The sequence below is a fragment of the Inhella proteolytica genome (assembly GCF_016093275.1).
Lineage (GTDB): Bacteria > Pseudomonadota > Gammaproteobacteria > Burkholderiales > Burkholderiaceae_C > Inhella > Inhella proteolytica.
Window position 1 is genome coordinate 44,280 of sequence record NZ_JAEDAK010000022.1, and the last position, 19,048, is coordinate 63,327.

The 19,048-nt window shown below is 71.1% G+C and carries 24 protein-coding genes; 9 read left to right on the plus strand and 15 right to left on the minus strand.

Going from position 1 to position 19,048, the window contains the following annotated elements; genetic code table 11:
- Positions 1-21 precede the first annotated feature (21 nt).
- A complete protein-coding gene (locus I7X39_RS21235; RefSeq protein ID WP_198113329.1) occupies positions 22-864 on the minus strand; it encodes an SDR family oxidoreductase in 843 nt (280 codons plus the stop codon).
- Between the two features lie 114 nt (positions 865-978).
- On the opposite strand from I7X39_RS21235, the gene I7X39_RS21240 reads away from it, so the two are divergent.
- Positions 979-1,917, plus strand: a complete 939-nt coding sequence (locus I7X39_RS21240; protein ID WP_198113331.1) for an AraC family transcriptional regulator — start codon at positions 979-981, stop codon at positions 1,915-1,917.
- 41 nt (positions 1,918-1,958) lie between these two features.
- On the opposite strand, the gene I7X39_RS21245 is transcribed toward I7X39_RS21240, so the two are convergent.
- From I7X39_RS21245 to I7X39_RS21285, 9 genes are all read right to left on the minus strand, one after another.
- Positions 1,959-2,342 carry a hypothetical protein gene (locus I7X39_RS21245; RefSeq protein WP_198113333.1) on the minus strand — a complete coding sequence of 128 codons (384 nt, stop codon included), beginning with the start codon at positions 2,340-2,342 and terminating at the stop codon, positions 1,959-1,961.
- A 61-nt stretch (positions 2,343-2,403) separates the two neighbouring features.
- Positions 2,404-3,246 (minus strand): dienelactone hydrolase family protein, encoded by an 843-nt coding sequence (locus tag I7X39_RS21250; protein ID WP_198113335.1) that lies wholly within the window; start codon positions 3,244-3,246, stop codon positions 2,404-2,406.
- On the minus strand, positions 3,236-4,027 hold the full coding sequence (locus I7X39_RS21255; RefSeq protein ID WP_198113337.1) for a GNAT family N-acetyltransferase: 792 nt from the start codon (positions 4,025-4,027) through the stop codon (positions 3,236-3,238). Before I7X39_RS21255 ends, I7X39_RS21250 begins: the two co-directional genes overlap by 11 nt.
- Complete coding sequence (locus I7X39_RS21260) at positions 4,027-4,797, minus strand: ParA family protein (protein ID WP_198113340.1); 771 nt, start codon at positions 4,795-4,797, stop codon at positions 4,027-4,029. Before I7X39_RS21260 ends, I7X39_RS21255 begins: the two co-directional genes overlap by 1 nt.
- Before the next feature lie 29 nt (positions 4,798-4,826).
- Positions 4,827-5,471, minus strand: a complete 645-nt coding sequence (gene rsmG / locus I7X39_RS21265) for a 16S rRNA (guanine(527)-N(7))-methyltransferase RsmG (RefSeq protein ID WP_198113342.1) — start codon at positions 5,469-5,471, stop codon at positions 4,827-4,829.
- Positions 5,468-6,001, minus strand: coding sequence for a cysteine hydrolase family protein (locus tag I7X39_RS21270; protein ID WP_198113344.1), 534 nt, complete (start codon positions 5,999-6,001; stop codon positions 5,468-5,470). Before I7X39_RS21270 ends, rsmG begins: the two co-directional genes overlap by 4 nt.
- On the minus strand, positions 5,998-7,974 hold the full coding sequence (gene mnmG / locus I7X39_RS21275; protein WP_198113346.1) for a tRNA uridine-5-carboxymethylaminomethyl(34) synthesis enzyme MnmG: 1,977 nt from the start codon (positions 7,972-7,974) through the stop codon (positions 5,998-6,000). Before mnmG ends, I7X39_RS21270 begins: the two co-directional genes overlap by 4 nt.
- A 2-nt stretch (positions 7,975-7,976) precedes the next feature.
- Positions 7,977-8,396 (minus strand): type II toxin-antitoxin system VapC family toxin, encoded by a 420-nt coding sequence (locus I7X39_RS21280; RefSeq protein ID WP_198113348.1) that lies wholly within the window; start codon positions 8,394-8,396, stop codon positions 7,977-7,979.
- A complete protein-coding gene (locus I7X39_RS21285; protein ID WP_232352108.1) occupies positions 8,393-8,626 on the minus strand; it encodes a type II toxin-antitoxin system Phd/YefM family antitoxin in 234 nt (77 codons plus the stop codon). Before I7X39_RS21285 ends, I7X39_RS21280 begins: the two co-directional genes overlap by 4 nt.
- A gap of 122 nt (positions 8,627-8,748) precedes the next feature.
- Between I7X39_RS21285 and I7X39_RS21290 the strand changes: the two genes are divergently transcribed.
- The 5 genes from I7X39_RS21290 (at position 8,749) to I7X39_RS21310 (ending at position 11,643) form a co-directional block, all read left to right on the plus strand.
- A complete protein-coding gene (locus I7X39_RS21290; protein WP_198113350.1) occupies positions 8,749-9,255 on the plus strand; it encodes a DUF1993 domain-containing protein in 507 nt (168 codons plus the stop codon).
- Positions 9,256-9,340: 85 nt separating this feature from the next.
- Positions 9,341-9,676, plus strand: coding sequence for an ArsR/SmtB family transcription factor (locus I7X39_RS21295; RefSeq protein WP_198113352.1), 336 nt, complete (start codon positions 9,341-9,343; stop codon positions 9,674-9,676).
- Positions 9,673-10,515: a sterol desaturase family protein gene (locus I7X39_RS21300; protein ID WP_198113354.1), complete on the plus strand. Its 843-nt coding sequence runs from the start codon at positions 9,673-9,675 to the stop codon at positions 10,513-10,515. Before I7X39_RS21295 ends, I7X39_RS21300 begins: the two co-directional genes overlap by 4 nt.
- Position 10,516: 1 nt before the next feature.
- A complete protein-coding gene (locus tag I7X39_RS21305) occupies positions 10,517-11,005 on the plus strand; it encodes an arsenate reductase ArsC (RefSeq protein WP_198113356.1) in 489 nt (162 codons plus the stop codon).
- Positions 11,002-11,643 (plus strand): aquaporin, encoded by a 642-nt coding sequence (locus tag I7X39_RS21310; RefSeq protein ID WP_198113358.1) that lies wholly within the window; start codon positions 11,002-11,004, stop codon positions 11,641-11,643. Before I7X39_RS21305 ends, I7X39_RS21310 begins: the two co-directional genes overlap by 4 nt.
- A 253-nt stretch (positions 11,644-11,896) precedes the next feature.
- On the opposite strand, the gene I7X39_RS21315 is transcribed toward I7X39_RS21310, so the two are convergent.
- Positions 11,897-12,427, minus strand: a complete 531-nt coding sequence (locus I7X39_RS21315) for a carboxymuconolactone decarboxylase family protein (protein WP_198113360.1) — start codon at positions 12,425-12,427, stop codon at positions 11,897-11,899.
- Between the two features lie 96 nt (positions 12,428-12,523).
- On the opposite strand from I7X39_RS21315, the gene I7X39_RS21320 reads away from it, so the two are divergent.
- Together I7X39_RS21320 and I7X39_RS21325 are read left to right on the plus strand one after the other, a co-directional pair.
- Positions 12,524-13,393, plus strand: a complete 870-nt coding sequence (locus I7X39_RS21320) for an AraC family transcriptional regulator (RefSeq protein ID WP_198113361.1) — start codon at positions 12,524-12,526, stop codon at positions 13,391-13,393.
- On the plus strand, positions 13,390-13,935 hold the full coding sequence (locus I7X39_RS21325) for a hypothetical protein (protein WP_198113363.1): 546 nt from the start codon (positions 13,390-13,392) through the stop codon (positions 13,933-13,935). The genes I7X39_RS21320 and I7X39_RS21325 overlap by 4 nt, the downstream gene beginning before the upstream one ends.
- Here I7X39_RS21325 and I7X39_RS21330 read toward each other — a convergent pair.
- From I7X39_RS21330 to modB, 4 genes are read right to left on the minus strand one after another with little or no spacing between them, the layout of a single operon-like run.
- The gene (locus tag I7X39_RS21330) at positions 13,905-14,699 is read right to left on the minus strand and encodes a TOBE domain-containing protein (RefSeq protein ID WP_198113365.1); all 795 of its coding nucleotides are present in this window, start codon (positions 14,697-14,699) and stop codon (positions 13,905-13,907) included. The two genes, I7X39_RS21325 and I7X39_RS21330, sit on opposite strands and share 31 nt — an antisense overlap.
- Positions 14,696-15,460, minus strand: a complete 765-nt coding sequence (locus I7X39_RS21335; protein ID WP_198113367.1) for an ATP-binding cassette domain-containing protein — start codon at positions 15,458-15,460, stop codon at positions 14,696-14,698. Before I7X39_RS21335 ends, I7X39_RS21330 begins: the two co-directional genes overlap by 4 nt.
- A gap of 14 nt (positions 15,461-15,474) precedes the next feature.
- Positions 15,475-16,212, minus strand: coding sequence for a molybdate ABC transporter substrate-binding protein (gene modA, locus I7X39_RS21340; RefSeq protein WP_198113369.1), 738 nt, complete (start codon positions 16,210-16,212; stop codon positions 15,475-15,477).
- On the minus strand, positions 16,212-16,898 hold the full coding sequence (modB, locus tag I7X39_RS21345; protein WP_198113371.1) for a molybdate ABC transporter permease subunit: 687 nt from the start codon (positions 16,896-16,898) through the stop codon (positions 16,212-16,214). Before modB ends, modA begins: the two co-directional genes overlap by 1 nt.
- Before the next feature lie 86 nt (positions 16,899-16,984).
- Between modB and I7X39_RS23760 the strand changes: the two genes are divergently transcribed.
- Positions 16,985-18,853, plus strand: a complete 1,869-nt coding sequence (locus tag I7X39_RS23760) for a sensor histidine kinase (RefSeq protein WP_198113373.1) — start codon at positions 16,985-16,987, stop codon at positions 18,851-18,853.
- Positions 18,854-19,048 lie beyond the last annotated feature (195 nt).

Here is a 19,048-nt window from a genome sequence, read left to right on the forward strand (position 1 = left end):
TGGGCCAGCGCCCGTAAGCGCTCAGACCCAAGCTGCGCGGTAGTCAGCCGCGTACTGCGCCAGCGTGCGCGGCGCACGGCCGGTGATGGCGCGCACCGCGTCCGTGATGCGCGCCGAGTAGCCGGCCTTGAAGAAGCCCAGGATGACCAACATGAACTCGGCGTAGTCGGCCGGCAGGCCGGCGGCGAGCAGGCCTTCGCGCATCGCCTCAGGGGGTATGTCGGTGTAGCCGATGGCCTTGCCGGTGGCCTGGCTTAGCACCGCGGCCACCTGGTGGTGGTCGAGCGCCTCGGGCCCCGTGAGGTCGAAGTCCTGGCCGTTGAAGCGCTCGTCCACCAGCAGTGTGGCGGCCACGGCGGCGATATCGCGGGCGTCGATAAAGCTGCCCTTGGCCTCCCCAGTGGGCAGGAGGATTTGGCCTTGCGTCTGGATGCCGTGCAGCCAAAAGGAGTTGAAGTTCTGCATGAACCAGTTCGGGCGGATTACGTTGAAGGCCAGGCCCGAGGCCTCCAGATGCAGCTCGGCAAGGCGCAGCGGCGTGGGCTCGTCGGCCGCACCGGCATTTGCGCCCATGGCCGTCATCAGCACCACCTTCTGCACGCCCTGCGCGCGGGCGGCGTCCACCAACGGGTTGAGCAGCAGGTCCTGGCGGGTGTGGCCGGGGGGCGCCAGGAAGAAGGCGCGGTCCACGCCGGCGAAGGCGGTGTCGCGTCCTGCGCCGGTCTGCAGGTTCAGGTGCACTTGGTCGGCCGCGGAGGGGCTGCGGCTGGTGGCCTTGCGCACCTTATGGCCGGCGGCTGCCAGCAGGCGGGAGAGTTCGGAACCGACGGTGCCGCTGGCGCCGACGACAAGGATGGTGGCCATGGGAAGGCTCCTGGGTGGGTTGCAATGGCGCCATTGTTTGATTCCTGGTGTGTACTTGAAATGGTCCACAGTTCACAATACATGTCATAGCGTTCCATATTGCGGACGATGACCATGAACTCTGTGGACCTGTTGACCGACCTGCTGCACCAGGCCGGCATGCGGCGTCGCCTGCTGGGGCAGCGCACAGTGCGCCCGGGGGTAGCGCTGCGATTCCCTTGCGAGAAGAGCATCGGCCTGCACGTGGTGACGCAGGGCGAGGTGCACGTGCACGCACCAGGCCTGGAGGCGCCGCTGACCCTGCGCGCCGGCGACCTGGCGTTGATGGCGCGCGGCTGCGAGCACCGGCTGAGCCTGGGCCCGTCGGTGGAGGGCCTGACCGTCGAGACCATCGGCACGGACGACGCGGCCACGCCGCCCGAGCCCGGCGCCGCCACGGTGGTGGGCGGCGCCTACCAGCTGTGGAACGACCCGCTGCACCCCTTCTTCCGCGAGATGCCGGCCTGGTTCGTGCTGCGCGCCGACGAGCTGCCCAAGCTCGGCCCCTTGGCGCTCACGGTGGGCCTGCTGATCGACGAGCTGCGCCAGCGCCAGCTGGGCGCCGAGACCGCGCTGAATGGGCTGATGGACGTGGTCTTCACCTACCTGCTGCGCGAGATGCTGGCCCGCCACGCCCCGGCCGCGCACGGCTGGGCGCTGGCGGTGCGCGACCCGCAGGTGCGCCGCGCGCTGGCCTTGATGCAGGGCGAGCCGGCGCGCGCTTGGACGCTGGAGTCGCTGGCGTTGGAGGCCGGCTTGTCGCGCACCGCGCTGGCCGAGCGCTTCCGCGCGGCGATGGGCGACACCCCGCTGTCGCACCTTCGCACGCTGCGTCTGCAGGCCGCCATGCGACTGCTGGGTAACACCGATCAGACGCTGGAGCAGGTGGCTCGGGCTGTGGGGTACCAGGATGCCTTCAGCTTCAGCAAGGCGTTCAAGCGCGAGGTGGGCCTGTCGCCGCGCGAGTTCCGGAGGCAGGACGCGGACGAGCGGGCGCTGGCCTATCGCTTCTAGCGCAGCGTTCGGGGCACAGCACGGGCCCTGGCGGCCGGGTGTCAGCGGGGCTGAGCTGGCCGCGAGGGGCAGGCCAGCGCCCCCTGCTGCTCGGCTTGCTTCTGCAGGGTGTCGGCACGTTCGCGCTCGGCGCTTTCCAGCAGCGCGTGGCCGCGCCCATAGGGCCAGCCATAGGCCCAGCGGTAGGACGTGGGCCACCATGGCCCGCCGCCGGCGCGCACCCCGCTGAACATCTGGGCCGCCTGTTGGGCGTTGCCCGTCGTGCGCAGCACGCAGGCGCGCAGGGCTTCGTCGGCCTGCAGGCGCGTAGCCGCATCGCCGCCGCGCCAGTAGGCCAGGTCATGGGCCACGCAGCAGTCGCCCCAGTCGGACTGGGCGTCGCGGTCCGGGTAGAGGCTGCCGCCGTCGGTGCGGAAGGGCTTCAATTCCTGTGGCTGTAGCGTGGCGCAGGCGGTGAGCAGCAGGGACGCAAGCGCGAGCCGCGCCCTACACGCCATGGCGCTTGAACCAGGCCAGGCACCGGGCCCAGGCGTCTTGGGCATCGGCGGCGCGGTAGCTGGGGCGGTAGTCGGCGTGGAAGGCGTGCGGGGCGTCGCGGTAGAGCACGAACTCGCTGGCCTGGGCGGCGCGGCTGCCGGTCCCCAGGGCCTCCTGCATGCGCGCCACGCTGGCCACGGGGATGCCGGTGTCTAGGCCACCGTAAAGGCCCAGCACCGGCGCCTTCAGCTCGGCCACGCGGTCGATGGGGTGGGCCGGCTGCAGCGGCGTGGCGGTGCCCACCAGGCGCCCATACCAGGCCACGCCGGCCTTCAGGCGCGCCTGGTGCGCGGCGTACAGCCAGGTGGTGCGGCCGCCGTAGCAAAAACCCGTCACGGCCACGCGCTTGGCGTCGCCGCCGTGGGCGAGGGCCCAGTCCAGGCAGGCGTCCAGGTCGCCCAGCACCTGGCCATCGGGCACCTTGGCGATGACCTCGCTCAGCAGGGTCTGCGTGTCGGGCTGCTGGTGGGCGTCGCCCTGGCGTTCGAACAACTCGGGCGCCAGGCAGAGGTAGCCGGCCTGGGCGAAGCGGCGCGCCACGTCGGCAATGTGCTGGTGCACGCCAAAGATCTCGCTGACCAGCAGCACCACCGGCAGCTTGCCCCGGGCGCCGGCGGGCTGGGCGCGGTAGACCGGCAGCGCGTGCCCGTCCGGGCGGGCGATCATGAACTCGGCCGTGCTCAGGCCCGTGGCCGGAGTGTTGATGGCGCTGGCGGTGATGGGCAGTCCGGCCAGCGCATAGCTGCTGGTGCGGGCCACGAAGTCGCGCCGGGTGCTGTTGTCAGTGGGCATCGGCCTCTTCGGAGCGGTAGTGGTAGCGGTAGGCGGGCACGAAGCCCAAGCCCTGGTAGAGCTTGAGCGCCGGGGCGTTCGCCTCGTCCACCTGCAGATAGGCGTGGCGGCTGCCCTGTTCCAGTGCGCGCTGCAGCAGGGCCTGGCAGAGCGCGCGGGCGTGGCCGCGGCCGCGCTGGACTTCGGGGGTGAAGATGTCGTACAGGCCGGCCAGGCTGTCCTCCAGTGCGATCTGCCCGCAGGCCAGCAGTTCGTCCCGGGGGCCCAGCAGCAGATGGCCCTGGTAGGGCACGCGGCTGGCGGCCAGGCGTTCGAAGTGGGCCGCAATCTGGTCCGGCGGGCTGCCGCGCAGCTGGCCCACCACCTCGGCGTACTGCGCCGGGCCCACCGGCTGCAGGCGGCTGCGCGGCGGCAGTTGGGGGGTCTGAGGCTGCAGGTCCAGCTTGGCCAGCACCAGGGTTTCGTCAAAGCGCCGCCAGCCGCGTGCAGCCAGTTCGGCGTCCAGGTCTGGCGGCTGGGTGAAGGGGGTGATGCGCACGATCAGCGGCAGGCCGGCCGAGCTGAACGCGGCGCGGCAGCGCGCCAGCATGATGTCCAGCGGCAGGTGGCCGCGCTGCAGGGCATTGATGCAGCGCGAGCGCTTGGCCTTGCCGGGCGAGAGCCGCAGCAGCCAGCCGTCGACGAAGGCCTGCTGCGGCGGCGCGCTGGCGTTCAGGCCGGCGTCTTCGATGCGGCGCGCCAGGGTCGCGGTGGGAGGGGCGTCGCGCGGGCGCAGGGGCATCAGAGTTGCTGGACGCGCGCCACCATCTCGCGCGCGCAGTCCACGTAGGCCTGCGCGCCCTTGGAACTGGGGTCGAACACCACACCCGGCTGGCCGTAGCTGGGGGCCTCGGCCAGGCGCACATTGCGCGGAATGATGGTGTCGAACACCTTGTCGCCAAAGTGGCCCTTGAGCTGTTCGGCCACCTGGTTCTGCAGGGTGATGCGGGGGTCGAACATGACGCGCAGCAGGCCAATGACCTTGAGGTCGGCGTTCAGATTGCCGTGCACCTGCTTGATGGTGTTGACCAGATCGGTCAGCCCTTCGAGCGCGTAGTACTCGCACTGCATGGGCACCAGCACGCCGTGGGCGCTGCACAGGCCGTTGAGCGTCAGCATGCTCAAGCTGGGCGGGCAGTCGATCAGCACGACGTCGTAGTCGCCGTCCACCAGGGCCAGCGCGTCCTTGAGCCGGCGCTCGCGGGCCTCCATGCCCACCAGTTCGACCTCGGCGCCGGCCAGTTCACGGTTGGCGCCCAGCACGTCGTAGCCGCCGAGTTCGCTGCGTTTGCGGGTCTCGGCCACGCTGGCGTTGCCCAGCAGCACGTCATACACGGAAGGGTCCAGGCTGCGCTTGTCCACGCCCGAACCCATGGTGGCATTGCCCTGCGGGTCCAGGTCCACCAGCAGCGCGCGCTGGCCGATCTTGGCCAGGCCGGCGGCCAGGTTGACGCAGGTGGTGGTCTTGCCGACGCCGCCTTTCTGGTTGGCGATGCAGAAGATCTTGGCCATGTTGTGTGTGCTGCGGAGAGGGCGCGAGATTAACCGCGGGGGCGCATCCAGACGATGCAGCGCTGGGCGTCCAGGCCGGGAACCTGCAGTTGTTCCACGTGAAACACCTCGACGTCGGCGGGCAGGGCGGCGATCTCGTCGGCCGGGTGCTGGCCCTTCAAGGCCATCCACACCCCGCCCGGCGCGAGCAGGCTGCGGGTCAGCAGGACGAAGTCCGCCAGCGAGGCAAAGGCGCGGCTGGTGATGACGGGGAAGGGCGGGCGGTCCAGCGCTTCCACGCGGGCATGCTCGGCAATGAGGTTCTTCAGGCCCAGCTCGGCGCCCACCTGGGCGATGAAGCGGGCCTTCTTGGCCACCGTGTCGACGCAGCTGATGCGCAGGCTGTCGGGGGCCGCGATGGCCCAGGCCACGCCGGGCAGGCCGCCCCCACTCCCGACATCGAGGATGCGCGTGGGCTGGCCCTGGGTGTGGCGCAGCAGCGGTCTCAGTGCGGCCAGGCTGTCCAGCAGGTGCAGGCGCAGCATGCTTTCCGGCTCGCGCACGGCGGTCAGGTTGTAGACCTTGTTCCACTTGGCCAGCAGGGCCAGGTAGTCGAGCAGCTGCTGCCGGCCGGTGGCAGCGAGGGGCAGGTTCAAGGCCTGCAGGCCTTGATCCAGGGTGTCGGACAGATTCATGCGGTGCAGTATTGGGCGGCGCTCAGCAGGGTGACGCCGGCGTCTTCCAGCTCTTCATTGACCTGCTTGCGTACCTCGGTGGCGCTGTGGCCGGCGCGGGGCCAGGTGTGGTGGGCGTCGCGGATCAGGCTGGTGGGTAAGCCGCGCTGCAAGGCGGCTGCCGCGGTGGCCTGCACGCAGAGCTCGCTCTGCAGCCCGGCGAGCACCAGCTGCGTCACGCCCAGGCGCTCCAGGGTTTCGCTCAGCAGCGGGTTGCTGAAGGCGCTGGGGGCGGACTTGACGATGCGGGGTTCATGCGGTGCGGGGTCCAGGCGCGGGTCGATTTCGAAGCCCGGGCACTGCGGGTGCAGCGGGGCTTCGGGCTCTTCCTCAGCGTGCTGAATCCAGATCACCGGCTCGCCACGGCGGCGTGCGGCTTCGAGCAGGCGCAGGCAGGCGGCCACCAGCGGGTCGCCGTCCGGCATGGGGTCGCAGCGTTCGCCGTCAAAGGCACCGCGCTGCAGATCGATGAGCAGGAGGGCACGGGTCATGCGGCGTCCGGTTGTGCGAGGGAGCTTGCAGTGTCGTTGTCCGCGAAGCCCTTGAAACGGCCCTTGCGCAAATGGATCAGCAGCAGCGAGATGGCGGCTGGCGTGATGCCCGAGATGCGCGAGGCCTGGCCCAGGGTTTCGGGGCGGTGCGTGGCGAGCTTCTGACGCGCCTCGATGGAGAGGGCGGTGACCTGGGCGTAGTCCAGCTCGGCCGGCAGCCTCAGGTGTTCGAAGGCGGCGGCACGGGCCACATCGTCCTGCTGCTTGTCGATGTAGCCGGCGTACTTGGTGGCGATCTCCAGCTGTTCGATGACGGCGTCGGCCAGCTCCGCACCCAGCTCGGTCTGCAATGTTTCACGTGAAACATCGAAGCCCGGTTTGCCAATCCTGCCGGCCTCGGCCACCGCGTCGAAGCTCACGCCCGGGCGGCGCAGCAGGTCCGTCAGCCGGTATTCGCGCTCCAGTGACTTGCCCACCAAACGCTCGGCCTCGGCAGCCGGCAGGCTGTTCGGATTGACCCAGCTGCTCTTGAAGCGCTCGGCCTCGCGCGCCAGCGCGTCGCGCTTGCGGCAGAAGGCGTCCCAGCGCGCGTCGTCCACCAGGCCGAGCTGGCGGCCGGTCTCGGTCAGGCGCAGGTCGGCGTTGTCCTCGCGCAGTTGCAGCCGGAACTCGGCGCGGCTGGTGAACATGCGGTAGGGCTCGGTCACGCCCTTGGTGATCAGGTCGTCCACCAGCACGCCCAGGTAGGCCTGGTGGCGCTCCGGCACCCAGGCGTCCTTGCCCTGCACCTGAAGCGCCGCGTTGGCGCCGGCGAACAAGCCTTGCGCCGCCGCTTCCTCGTAGCCGGTGGTGCCATTGATCTGACCGGCGAAAAACAGACCCTGGATGGCCTTGGTCTCGAAGCTGCTTTTGAGCGCCCGCGGGTCGAAGTAGTCGTACTCGATGGCGTAGCCGGGCCGCAGGATGTGGGCGTGCTCCAGGCCGACCATCGAGCGCACGGCGGCGAGCTGGATGTCGAAGGGCAGAGAGGTCGAGATGCCGTTCGGATAGAACTCGTGCGTGGTCAGGCCCTCGGGCTCCAGGAAGATCTGGTGGCTGTCCTTGCCGGCAAAGCGGTTGATCTTGTCCTCGATGCTGGGGCAGTAGCGCGGGCCCACGCCTTCGATGACGCCGGTGAACATCGGGCTGCGGTCGAAGCCGCTGCGGATGATCTCGTGGGTGCGCCCGTTGGTGTGGGTGATCCAGCAGGGCAGTTGCTTCGGGTGCATCGCCGCCGAGCCCATGAAGCTGAACACCGGCACCGGATCCAGGTCGCCCGGCTGCTCCTCGCACTTGCTGAAGTCGATCGTCTTGCCGTCGATGCGCGGCGGCGTGCCGGTCTTCAGCCGCCCTTGCGGCAGCTTGAGTTCCTTGAGCCGGCTGGAGAGCGACACCGCGGGCGGATCGCCCGCGCGCCCGGCCGGGTAGTTCTGCAGGCCGATGTGGATGCGCCCGTCCAGGAAGGTGCCGGCCGTCAGCACCACGGCGCGGCTGCGAAAGCGGATGCCGCTCTGCGTGACGGCGCCGACCACGCGGTCGCCCTCCACCATCAGGTCGTCCACCGCCTGCTGGAACAGCGTCAGGTTCGGCTGGTTCTCCAGCATGCGGCGGATGGCGGCCTTGTAGAGGATGCGATCCGCCTGCGCGCGGGTGGCACGCACGGCCGGGCCCTTGCTGCCATTGAGGATGCGGAACTGGATGCCGCCCTCGTCGGTGGCCAGCGCCATCGCGCCGCCCAGGGCGTCGACCTCCTTCACCAGATGGCCTTTGCCGATGCCGCCGATGCTGGGGTTGCAGCTCATCTGGCCCAGGGTCTCGATGTTGTGCGTCAGCAGCAGGGTGTTCACGCCCATGCGCGCCGCGGCCAGCGCGGCCTCGGTGCCGGCGTGTCCGCCGCCAACCACGATGACGTCGAATTCGGTGGGGTAGAGCATGGTCAGGCTTCGATGAGTTGGGTCTTCAGGCCGGAGGCGGCGGCGGCCTCGGCCTGGCGGCGGTCGGCGGTGATGAACAGGTCGGCCGCGGCCTGCTGGGCGGCGGCCACATGCAGGGCGTCCATGGCGCGCAGGCGGTGGCGCAGCAGCAGGGCCAGGGTCAGGGTCTCGACGCGGCGGTCCAGCTCCACGCGCTCGAAGTCCTCGAAATCGATGTGCACCAGGCCCACCAAGCGCTGCACCTCGTTGGGCGCCATCACGCCATCGTGCTGGTTGCGCGCAAAGGCCGAGACGATCTCCGCCTTGCAATGCGCGGCCACCGCCACCTGGGTGGCCTGGGCCAGCAGCTGTTGCACGGCGTCGCGGCCGCGTTCGTCCAGGTAGCGCTTCACCAGGGCCGAGGGGTCGAATGCCAGCTTCACTCGCGGTCCTCCAGCAGCAGCTGGGCGGCGGTCTTGCCGTCCGGGCGCGGGGCGTGGGCGGGTTCGATGGCGCGCTTCCAGGCCGGCGTCTCCGCGGCTTCAGGCTTCACCGGCACCAGCTCCGCCACCGGCTTGCCATGGCGCAAGATGCGCACGGTCTGGCCCTGCTCGACCAGATCCAGCATGGCCGAGACGTTGGCGCGGAACTCGCTCAGGGGCAGGGTGTGCATGGTATTTGTACAAAAGCGTGGTTTTGTACATTTTGCCGCCGGCCCCGAGGAAATGCCAGGACCAGGGCTTTGGGGCTCGTGCTGGAATCGACGCGCCAGCCCCCGCTGGGAGGAGAGTTCCGATGTCGATTTCCATGTGCCAAGCCACCAGCCCGCGCTTCATCAACGGGCTGCTCAATCTCAGCAACATCCTGAAGAAGGCGGCCGAGCATGCGGCCGCCCACAAGATCGACCCCAACGCGCTGCTGCAGGCGCGGCTCTACCCGGACATGTTTCCGCTCACGCGCCAGGTGCAGATCGCCTGCGACCAGGCCAAGGGCGCGGTGGCGCGCCTGACCGGCCAGGAACCACCCAAGCACGAGGACAGCGAGCAGAGCTTCGATGACCTGCAGGCGCGCATCAAGAAGACCATCGCCTACATCGAGTCCGTGCCCCTGCAGGCGCTGGACGGCAGCGAGAGCCGCGGCATCCACCTCAAGGTGGCGGGCAAGGAGCTCACCTTCGTGGGCAGCCAGTACCTGATGGGCTGGGCCTGGCCCAACTTCCACTTCCACAGCAGCATGGCCTACGCCATCCTGCGCCACAACGGCGTGCCGCTGGGCAAGGCGGATTACCTCGGCGAGGTCTGAACTTCCAGGCTGAGCGCGGGCCGCAGGGCCCGCATGTCGCCCCAAAGCTCTTGTGATATTTCCATGTTTATGGAAACATGGAAATATGAATGACGAGCAAGTCATCAAAGCCCTGGCCGCCTTGGCCCATCCCGTGCGCCTGACGGTGTTCCGCGCCCTGGTGGCTGCCGGCCCGCAGGGCCTGGTGCCCAGCGTGATGCAGGAAGGCCTGGGCATTCCTGCGCCCACGTTGTCCTTCCACCTGAAGGAGCTCAGCGCCGCGGGTTTGATCGCCAGCGAGCGCGAAGGCCGCAGCCTGATCTACCGCCCCGAGTTTGAGCGCATGGCCGCCGTGCTCGGCTATCTGCTGGCGAACTGCTGCCAGGGTGGCGGCAGCTGCCTGCCCGCACTCCCCAGTTGTCTGAAAGCCCCCTCGCCATGAAGACCCATCCGCTTTACCCCGCGGCCGCCTTCGGGGGCCTGGCTGCCTGGGCCCTGGGATATGCAGCCGCCTGGCCCCTGGAGGCCGTGGTGCTGGGCTGGAGCCTGGCCATGCTGGCCTGGGGCATCTGGCTGGAGCGTCGCCAGCCCTTCGACCCCGACTGGCAGCGCGCCCGCCCGGGCGAAGCCTGCACCGACCGCTGCAGCGCGCTGGTGCTGCTGGGTGTGGTCGATCCCTTGCTCAAGGCCGCGCTGCCGCTGGCCGTGCTGGCCCTCTGGCCCGCCAGCGGCGCCTGGCAGGCCCCGCTGGCGCTGCAGGCCGTGCTGGCCCTGCTGTGGATGGAGCTGGCCAAGTACGCCAGCCACCGCCTGCACCATGAATGGCCGCTGCTCTGGCGCCTGCATGCCCTGCACCACAGCAGCGAGCGCCTGTACTGGCTCAACAACTTCCGCTTCCACCCGCTGAACTACGCCCTCAACCAGACCCTGGCCTTGCTGCCCCTGCTGATGCTGGGTGTGGCGCCCGAAGCCCTCAGCCTGGCCCTGGCTTTCAGCCAGCCGGTGCTGGTGCTGCAGCACCTGAATGCCGATGTGCGCAGCGGCTTCTGGAACCGTGTCTTCAGCACCAACGAGGCGCACCGCTGGCACCACAGCGCCCGTCCGGAGGAAGCGAATGCCAACTACGGCGCCGCGCTGTTGATCTGGGACCAGCTGTTCGGCACCTACCGCTGGCCCGTGCCCGGCGAGCGGCCGGCGCGCATCGGCCTGTTCGGCAACGGCGGCGGCTATCCCGCCCGCGCCTCTTATCTGAAGCAGCTGCTTGGCGGCTGCTGCGCATGACATGACCCACCACATCCTGATTCTTTGCACCCACAACTCGGCCCGCAGCGCGTTGGCCGAGGCCATGCTGAACCACTGGGCCCAGCGCCTCGGCCGCCCGTTTCAGGCGCACAGCGCCGGCAGCGCCCCCAGCGGCCGCACCAACCCCCATGCCCTCAGCGTGCTGGAGCGCGCCGGCATCGATGTGAGCGGCTTGCGCAGCAAGAGCTGGGATGAATTCGCCGCCCCCGGGGCCCCGCAGCTGGATGCCGTGATCACCGTGTGCGACAGCGCAGCCGCCGAGACCTGCCCGATCTGGCCCGGCGCGCCCGTGCAGGTGCACTGGGGCTACCCGGATCCTTCGAACGCCGCGCCCGAGCTGCGGGAGGAGGCTTTTGAGTTGACCCGCCAGGCCCTGGGCTATCGCATGCTGCAGCTGCTGGCCGTGCCGTGGGAGACGCTGGATGCCGCCGGCCGCCGCGCCGCGCTGAACGAGATCGCGGCGCGATGAGCGCCGCAAGCACGCGCACCCGGCTGCTGGCCGAGTGCCTCGGCACGGCCGGTTTGCTGGCGGTGGTGGTGGGTTCGGGGGTGATGGCCGAGCGCCTGGCCGGCGGCAATGCTGCCGTGGCCCTGCTGGCCAATACCGGCGCCACGGTGCTGGGCCTGTGGGTGCTGATCGAGCTGCTCGGTCCGCTCAGCGGCGCGCACTTCAACCCGGCGGTGACGCTCACGCTGAAAGCGTTGCGACGTTTTGACGGCCCGGTGGCCGGCTACATCGCCGCCCAGTTGCTGGGCGCGGCGCTGGGCGTGCTGGCGGTGCACGCCATGTTCGAGTTGCCGCTGCTGCAGCTGGCGGCCAAGCCGCGTGAAGGTGCGGCGCAGTGGCTGTCGGAAGGGGTGGCCACGCTGTGCCTCTTGGCGGTGGTGCTGCGCGCCCCGCCGGACAGGGCGCCGGCACTGGTGGCCGCCACGGTCGGGGCGGGCTACTGGGCCACCGCCTCGACCTTCTTCGCCAACCCGGCCGCCGTGTTCGGGCGCATGCTCAGCGACAGTTTTGCCGGCATTGCCCCGGCCAGCGCGCCGGGCTTTGTGGCCGCCGAGCTGGCGGCCGTCCTCCTGGTCTGGGCCCTGTGGCCCAGGCGTTGATCAGGCCAGCAGCTGAACGGCGGTGGCGATCGTCAGGATCAGGGTGCTGACCAGGGCGATGGCCTGGACGGCGATGTAGATGTGACGGTCAGTGTGCAGGGTGGCAGTGGTGTTCATTCGGGTTTCTCCTTAGTTGCGGGGCGCATGATGCCTCAGACTCCGTGAAAACCCTATGACAAATTGTCATCGACCCATCCAAGTAAGGGATGTCAAAGGTCAGCCGACGGCCCGAAGACCGCCGGCCTGAGCCTGATCAGGCCCGGTGCAGGGGCACGGCCGGGAAGTCCAGCGGGGTCTCGAAGGCGTTGTTCACATAGTTGGTGAACAGGTTCAGCGCCACATGGGCCAGGATCTCCACCGCCTCGCCGTCGTCAAAGCCGGCAGCCTTCAGGGCCTGCAGTTGCTCGGCGCTGACGCGGCCGCGCTGCTCCACCAAGGCCAGCACAAAGCGCAGGGCCGCCTGGGTGCGGGGCTCGGCGCTTTCGCCCATCTGCGCGGCGCGCAGCGTGTCGCTGCTCAGGCCAGCCTTGCGGCCCAGGGCCGTGTGCGCCGCCAGGCAGTAGTGGCAGCCATTGCGCTCGGCCACCGCCACGGCAATCTGCTCGCCCAGGGCCGCGCCCAGCCGGCCGCCCCCCAGGGCGCCGAAGCTGCCCCACATGGCCTGCAGGGCGGCGGGCGAGTTGGCGACGGCACGGAACATCGCCGGCACGGCGCCGAAGGCGGCGTGGATGGGGTCCAGCAGTTCGGGGGCTTGGCTGCGTTCGATCAGGCGGATGCGGGCCATGGTGGGCTCCTTGGGGTGGGGTTGAGGAGCCCTCACTGTGCCGGGCGGGTTGATACGATAGGGCTCAATTCATCCAGCATTGATACCTAATCGTCCATGGACCGCCTGTCCACTCTGTTGGAGCGCTTTCCGGTCCGCGCCCGCCTGTTCCACCACGGGCCGTTGTGCGGGCTGACGCATTTCGCCGCCCAGCCGGGGCGCGGCTTTTTGCATGTGCTGCGGCGCGGCGAGATGGAACTGAGCCACCCCGGCGGCGGCGCGCCGCAGCGCCTGCGCGTGGCCGAGCCCAGCCTGCTGCTCTACCCGCGCCCGCTGGAGCACGACTTTCACAACGCCCCGGCCGAGGGCTCGGACTTCAGCTGCGCCCAGCTGGAATTTGCCGATGCCGAACGCCACCCGCTGGCCAGCGCGCTGCCGCCCTTCATCTGCGTGCCCTTGCGCGAGGCCGAGGGCCTCTCCCCCGCGCTGGAGCTGCTGTTTGCCGAGCTGGAGCGCCCACGCTGCGGCCAGCGCCTGCTGGTGGACCGGCTGTTCGAGGTGGTGCTGCTGCAGCTGCTGCGCTGGCTGCTGGAGCGCGCGCCCCAGCTCGGCCTGCCCGAGGGCCTGCTGCTCGGCCTGGCCGACCCGGCCCTGGCGCGTTGCCTGGTGGCCCTGCACGAGGCCCCGGGCCGGGCCTGGACGCTGGAGGCGATGGCGGCCGAGGCCGGGCTCTCGCGTTCCGCCTTCGCGCTGCGCTTTCGTCAGCAACTGGGCTGCCCGCCGGCCGAATACCTGACGCGCTGGCGCCTGCTGCTGGTTCAGCAGCGCCTGCGCGCCGGTGCACCGCTGAAGAGCCTTGCCGCCGAGCTGGGCTATGCCAACCCCTCGGCGCTCTCCCGCGTCTTCAAGGCGCAGCTGGGTTGCTCGGTGCGCGATTGGCTGGCGCTGGACCTGACCGCCAGCCCCACCGCCCCGGAGCGCTCGTGAACCATCCGCCGCCCCTGCCGCCACCGGACGTGCTCACCGTTCAGATCGGCGGCGTGGACAAGGCCGAACTCCTGCAGCGCTTGGCCGCGGCCCAGGTGAAGATGAACCTCGCCGGCCAGCAGCTGTTTGCGGATGAGCGCTTCCGCACCGCGGCGCAGCCCGAGCAGATCCAGGTGCAGCAGATCAGCGTGGCCGACCTTGGCTTGCCGGACGGGGGTGTCATGGCGCAGATCCTGGCGGCAGCCGCAGGGCGTGGTTTGCAGCCCTGCCCGTTGGAGCTGGGCCCGCATCTGCGCCTGCTGCTGGACCAGGCCGAAGGCGCGCTGGGCTTTGCACCCACGCGGAACCAGTCGCCACCCGGCGCCATCACGGTGGTTTCGGCGCCGCTGTGCGAGGACGATGCGGTGCCCAAAGGCTTCTACCTGCGCCGCATCGAAGGCGTGCTGTGGCTGAGGGGCTACTGGTCCTCGGCCGAGCATGTGCGCCGGCCCGATGAACAGCTGGTGTTCGCCTACCCCGCCACCGCCACCATCACCGCATAGGCCTTGAAGCAGGCCGTGGCCGGCTGGCCGACGCGCAGGTCCAGGGCCTCCACCGCGTCGTGGGTGACGCTGGCGGTGAGCTGCATGCCGCCGGGCAGGGTCAGGCCCACCAGGGCGCCGGTGGCGCCCTTTTCCAGGCGCGAGATGGTGCCGGCGAGCTGGTTGCTGGCCGAGAGCTTGTAGCCGGCGAAGTCCTGCACCAGCACCACCTCGCTGGCCTTGACCATGGCCAGCGCCTCCTGGCCGACCTGCAGGTCCAGCGCGGCGGCGGCCTCGGCATTGATGGCGGCGCGCAGCGGCAGGCCGCCGGGCAGCTCCAGGCGGACCTGCACGGTGCTGGGGCCTTGCGTGAGGGCGGCGATGCGGCCGATGAACTGGTTGCGGGCAGTGGTCTTCATGGCGCGGCGCCGCAGCAGGGCGGCAAGTTCGGGGTGGTCGTGGAACTGGGCTAGCAGCCAGCCCTGCTGTTCGCGCAGGAACTCGGCCTGACGCTGCTGCAGCTGCTGCCAGGCCTGCAGCAGAGCCAAGGCGGCGGGGGTGAGCTGCGAGCCGCCGCCGCCGCGGCCGCCCTGCTGGGCCTGCACCAGCGGGGTCTGGGCCAGGTTGGTGGCCTGGTCCAGCAGCAGCCAGGCGCCCTTGTAGCTGTAGCCGGCGGCGCGCGCGGCGCGCTGCAGCGAGCCGGTCTGCTGCAGGGCCTGCAGCAGGGTGAAGAAGCGCGCGTCCAGGCGGCCGGCCAGGCGCAGATCGGCCTGCAGCAGGGTCATGGGTCGAGCAGCCGGCGCTTGCGCGCGGTCTCGGGGTCATCGGGCGGCGGCGCCAAGCCGGCGGCCTCGCGCTCGGCGGCGCTGGCGGCGCGCAAATCGACGCGGCGCTGCACGCGGCCCTCGTCGAACAGATAGGCCTCGTCGGCCAGCGCGAGCAGGTCGTCGACGTCATGCGTCACCAGCAGGGCGGGCACGCCGAACTGTTCGCGCACGCGCTTGAGTTCGGTGCGCAGCTGGGCGCGCAGCATGGGGTTGAGCGCCGCGAAGGGTTCGTCCAGCAGCAGCAGGCTGGGGCGCGCGGCCAGGGCGCGCGCCAGGGCCACGCGCTGGCGTTGGCCGCCGGAGAGCCGGTCCGGCCGGCTCTGCGCCAGCGCGCTCAGGCCGAAGCTGTCGAGCAGGGTATCGACGCGCGCGGCGTCGGCGGCCTGCAGGCGCTGGTACCAGCGCGTCAGCCCGAAGGCCACGTTGGCGCGCACGCTCAAGTGCGGGAACAGCGCGTAGTGCTGGAACAGGTAGCCGACGCGGCGCTCGGGCACCGGGCGGTTGAGGCGCTGGGCGCTGTCGAACCAGCACTCGCCCTGCACCACGATGCGCCCCCGCTGCAGCGGCAGCAGGCCGGCCACGGCCTGCAGGCTGAGCGATTTGCCGGCACCTGAGGGGCCGTAGAAGCCGAGCACGGCGGCGTCGCTGCGCAGCTCCACGTCCAGGCGGAACTGGCGCGCGCCTTCGTGCAGTTCGGTGTGCAGGGCCAGTTCGATCATGGTGCGCTGGGCACTCAGGGCGCTAGGAAGCCGTGCGCCCGCAGCAGGGCCTGGGCGGAGGCGCCGAGCAGGTGGTCGATGAAGGCGCGCGCCAGCTGCGGGTGGCGGCTGCCGGCCACCGCGGCCACCGGGTAACGCACCGGCTCGTGGCCCTCCACCTGCAGGGCCAGCCGCACGCGCGCACCCCGCACATCGCTGCGGTAAACGAAGCCGGCCTCGACCTCGCCGCGCGCCACGTAGTCCAGCACTTGGCGCACGTGGTCGGCCGGCACGAGCTTGGGCTGCAAGGCCTGCCACAGCTGTGCGCGCTCCAGCGCCTGCTGGGTGTAGCGGCCCACCGGCACGGTGGCGGGTTTGCCCACGGCAATGCGCTTCACGGCGGCGTGCTGCAGGCCGCTCAGGCTGGCCAGCGCGCTGCCGGGCGGCGTCACCAGCACCAGCTCGTTGCGGGCGAAGGGGTGGCGGCTGGTGGGGTCGATCAGCTGCTGCGCGGCGGCGCGGTCCATCGTGGCCTCATCGGCGCTGGCGAACACGTCCACCGGCGCGCCCTGGGCGATCTGCTGCAGCAGCTGGCCCGAGCCGGCGAAGTTGAAGCGCAGCCGGGCGCCGGGGTGGGCGGCTTCGAAGCCCGGGGCCAGGGCCTTGAAGGCATCGGCCAGGCTGGCGGCGGCCGACACGGTCAGTTCGCGCGGCGCGGTCTGGGCCTGGACGGACAGGGGCAGGAGCAGCAGGAGCAGGGAGCGGCGCTGCATCAGTCGAACCTCCGGGGCGGGTGGGTTTGCAGGAAGCGGTTGGAGGCCAGCAGCACCGCCACCGACAACGCCGACACCGCCAGCGAAAGCGCCAGCGCGGCCTCGTCCTGGCCGGCCTGCACGGCGTCGTAGATGGCCATGGCGGCGGTCTGGGTCTGGCCAGGGATGGAGCCGGCCACCATCAGCGAGGCGCCGAACTCGCCCAGCGCGCGCGCGAACGCCAGCAGGGTGCCGGCCAGGATGCCCGGCCAGGCCAGCGGCAGGGTGACGCGCAGGAACACGCCCCAGCACGACTGCCGCAGCGTGCGCGCGGCGGCCTCCAGCTCGGGGTCCACCTGGGCCAGCGCCGTGCTCGCGGCCTTCAGCACCAGGGGTAGGGCGACGAGCGTGGACGCCAGCACCGCGCCATGCCAGTGAAAGATCAGCGTGTAGTCGAGGTGCTCGCGCAGCCAGACGCCGATCGGGCCCTGGCGCCCCATCAGCAGCAGGATGCCGTAGCCGAGCACCGTGGGCGGCAGCACCAGGGGCAGCATGCACAGGGCCTCCAGCATGCCGCGCCCGGGCAGGCGCGTGCGCGCCACCAGCCAGGCCAGGGCCAGGCCCAGCAGCAGCGCGCACAGCGTGGCCAGCGCGGCCACGCGCAGGCTCAGGAGCAGGGGCTCGGAGGCCAGGGCATCCAGCAGCATCAGCGCAATGTAGCGCGCTACATCACGCTTGCCGAAAAGGCCCACATGGGTCGCGGTTCAGAATCGCGCCACGACAGGGAGGGGGCATGGACCCAAGGACGGAGGCCGACTGGCCGTGGCTGCAGGCCGAGCAGGCGCGCGCCCTGGCCGAGCCCGATGCCGCGCTGGCGCAGTTCGAGGCCGCCTGGCCCCGCTGGCCGGCGCCGCAGGCCGAGCCCGGCTGGCGCGCCCAGCTGGGTCTGCACCTGGCCGAACTGCTGCTGCGCCTGTGGCGCTTTGACGAGCTGGAGCAGCTGCTGCCCGCGCTGCACGATGCGGTGCAGGCGCAGGACGACGTGCTGCTGCAGGCCCGGGCGGCCCTGCTGCAGGTGAACCAGGACGTGCGCAAGGGCCGGCTGGGCCTGGCGCTCACCGCCCTGGGCCCGCTGGCTGCGCTGGCCCAGGCGCGGCCCGAGCCCGCCCTGCGCGCCCTGCACGCGCTGGCCCTGGCGCGGGTGCTGCAGGGCCAGGGCGAGCACGAGCGCGCGCTGGTCTGCCTGGACGACGCGCTGCCCCTGCTGCCCGCCGCCGGCCTGCCGCGCCAACTGCCCCTGCTGTGGCTGCGGCGTGCCTCCAGCCACCACGCGCTGGGCCAGTGGCCGGCGTACCGCGCGGCGCTGCAGCACTGCGTGCAGGCGGCCCTGGCCCAGCGCGACCACGCCGCCGCCTGCAATGCGCTCACCGGCGTGGCCGAGGACCTGACGCGCGCCGGCGAGCACGCCGCCGCCCAGGCCACGCTGCAGCAGGCCGAGGCCCTGCTGGCGCGCGTGCCGGCCCGGCGCGCCCAGCTGGAGGCCGAGGTGCTGGCCGCTGCCGCCCATCTGGCCGCCGCGCAGGGCCGGTGGCCGCAGGCGGTGCAGCAGATGCAGCAAGTGATCGAGCTGAAGCGCGCCAGCAGCACGCGCGCGCAGACGCAGCGCCGCCTGCGCGAGCTGGCGCCCTGGCAACTGCAGGCCGGCCAGCCCGAGGCCGCACTGGCCAGCCTGCAGCAGGCCCATGAGCTGGAACTGGGCGCCCTGCGCGCCGCCCAGGCCGAGGAGCTGGCGCTGAAGACCGAACGGCTGGAGCGCGAGCTGGCGCGCCAGGCCCAGCAGGGCGCCGAGCAGCAGGCGCTGCAGCTGCAGCAGGCCAACGAGGCACTCGGTGAGGCGCTGCGCGTGCAGCGCGAGCTGCTGGATCAGCTGGTGCAGAGCGGCCGCCAGGCCGCGCTGGGTGCCATGCTGGCCGGGCTGGCGCATGAGCTCAACACCCCGCTGGGCAATGCGCTCACCGCCGTCAGCACCACGCACGAGCGCCTGCGCCAGACGCAGCGCCTGTTCGGCCTGGGTGCGCTGGGCCGGCGCGCCCTGCAGGGCGATTTGCTGGCTGCGCTGGAGGGCAGCGAACTGGCGCAGCGCAACCTGGAGCGCGTGCTGCAGCTGCTCAGCGGCTACCAGGAGCTGAACCCCGAGCTGCTGGCCGCGCGCCCGCGCAGCGCGCGCCTGGCCGAGCTGGTGCTGCAGGCCTGGCAGCGCGCCGTGCCGGCCGATGCCGCGCTGGAGCTGGAGCTGCAGGCGGATGTGAGCGCGCAGGTCTGCGCCGACAGCCTGCAGGCCGTGCTGGTGGAGCTGCTGCACAACGTGCAGCGCCACGCCTACCCGGCCGGCCAGGGCGGCCGCGTGCGCGTGCGCGCCTGGACGGCCGATGGGCGCCACCACCTGGAGCTGGCCGATGGCGGCTGCGGCATCCCGAGTGGCCTGCTGCCGCGCATCTTTGACCCTTACGTCTCCAGCCAGTTCGGCCAGGGCCGCAGCGGCCTGGGCCTGTTCAGCGCCCAGGTGCTGGTGAACACCCGGCTGCGTGGTCAGCTGCAGGTGCACAGCGCGCCGGGCGAGGGCACGCGATTCACGATCGAGTGGCCGGCTTCTTCCGAGTAGGGTGCTGCAGTCTTGCGTGAGAGCCCCCCGGGATGTCGCCCCGGCAGGCGACCTACTTCTCTTTGCTTCGCTGTTCGGAGTCAGGACATGGGTAACAGGTGTGCCGGGACATGGGTAACACCTTGAACTCAAGTGTCGGGCGCGAAATTGCGCAGGTCGATCTGCATGAACCTCTGGTGGCAGAAGTACACGTCA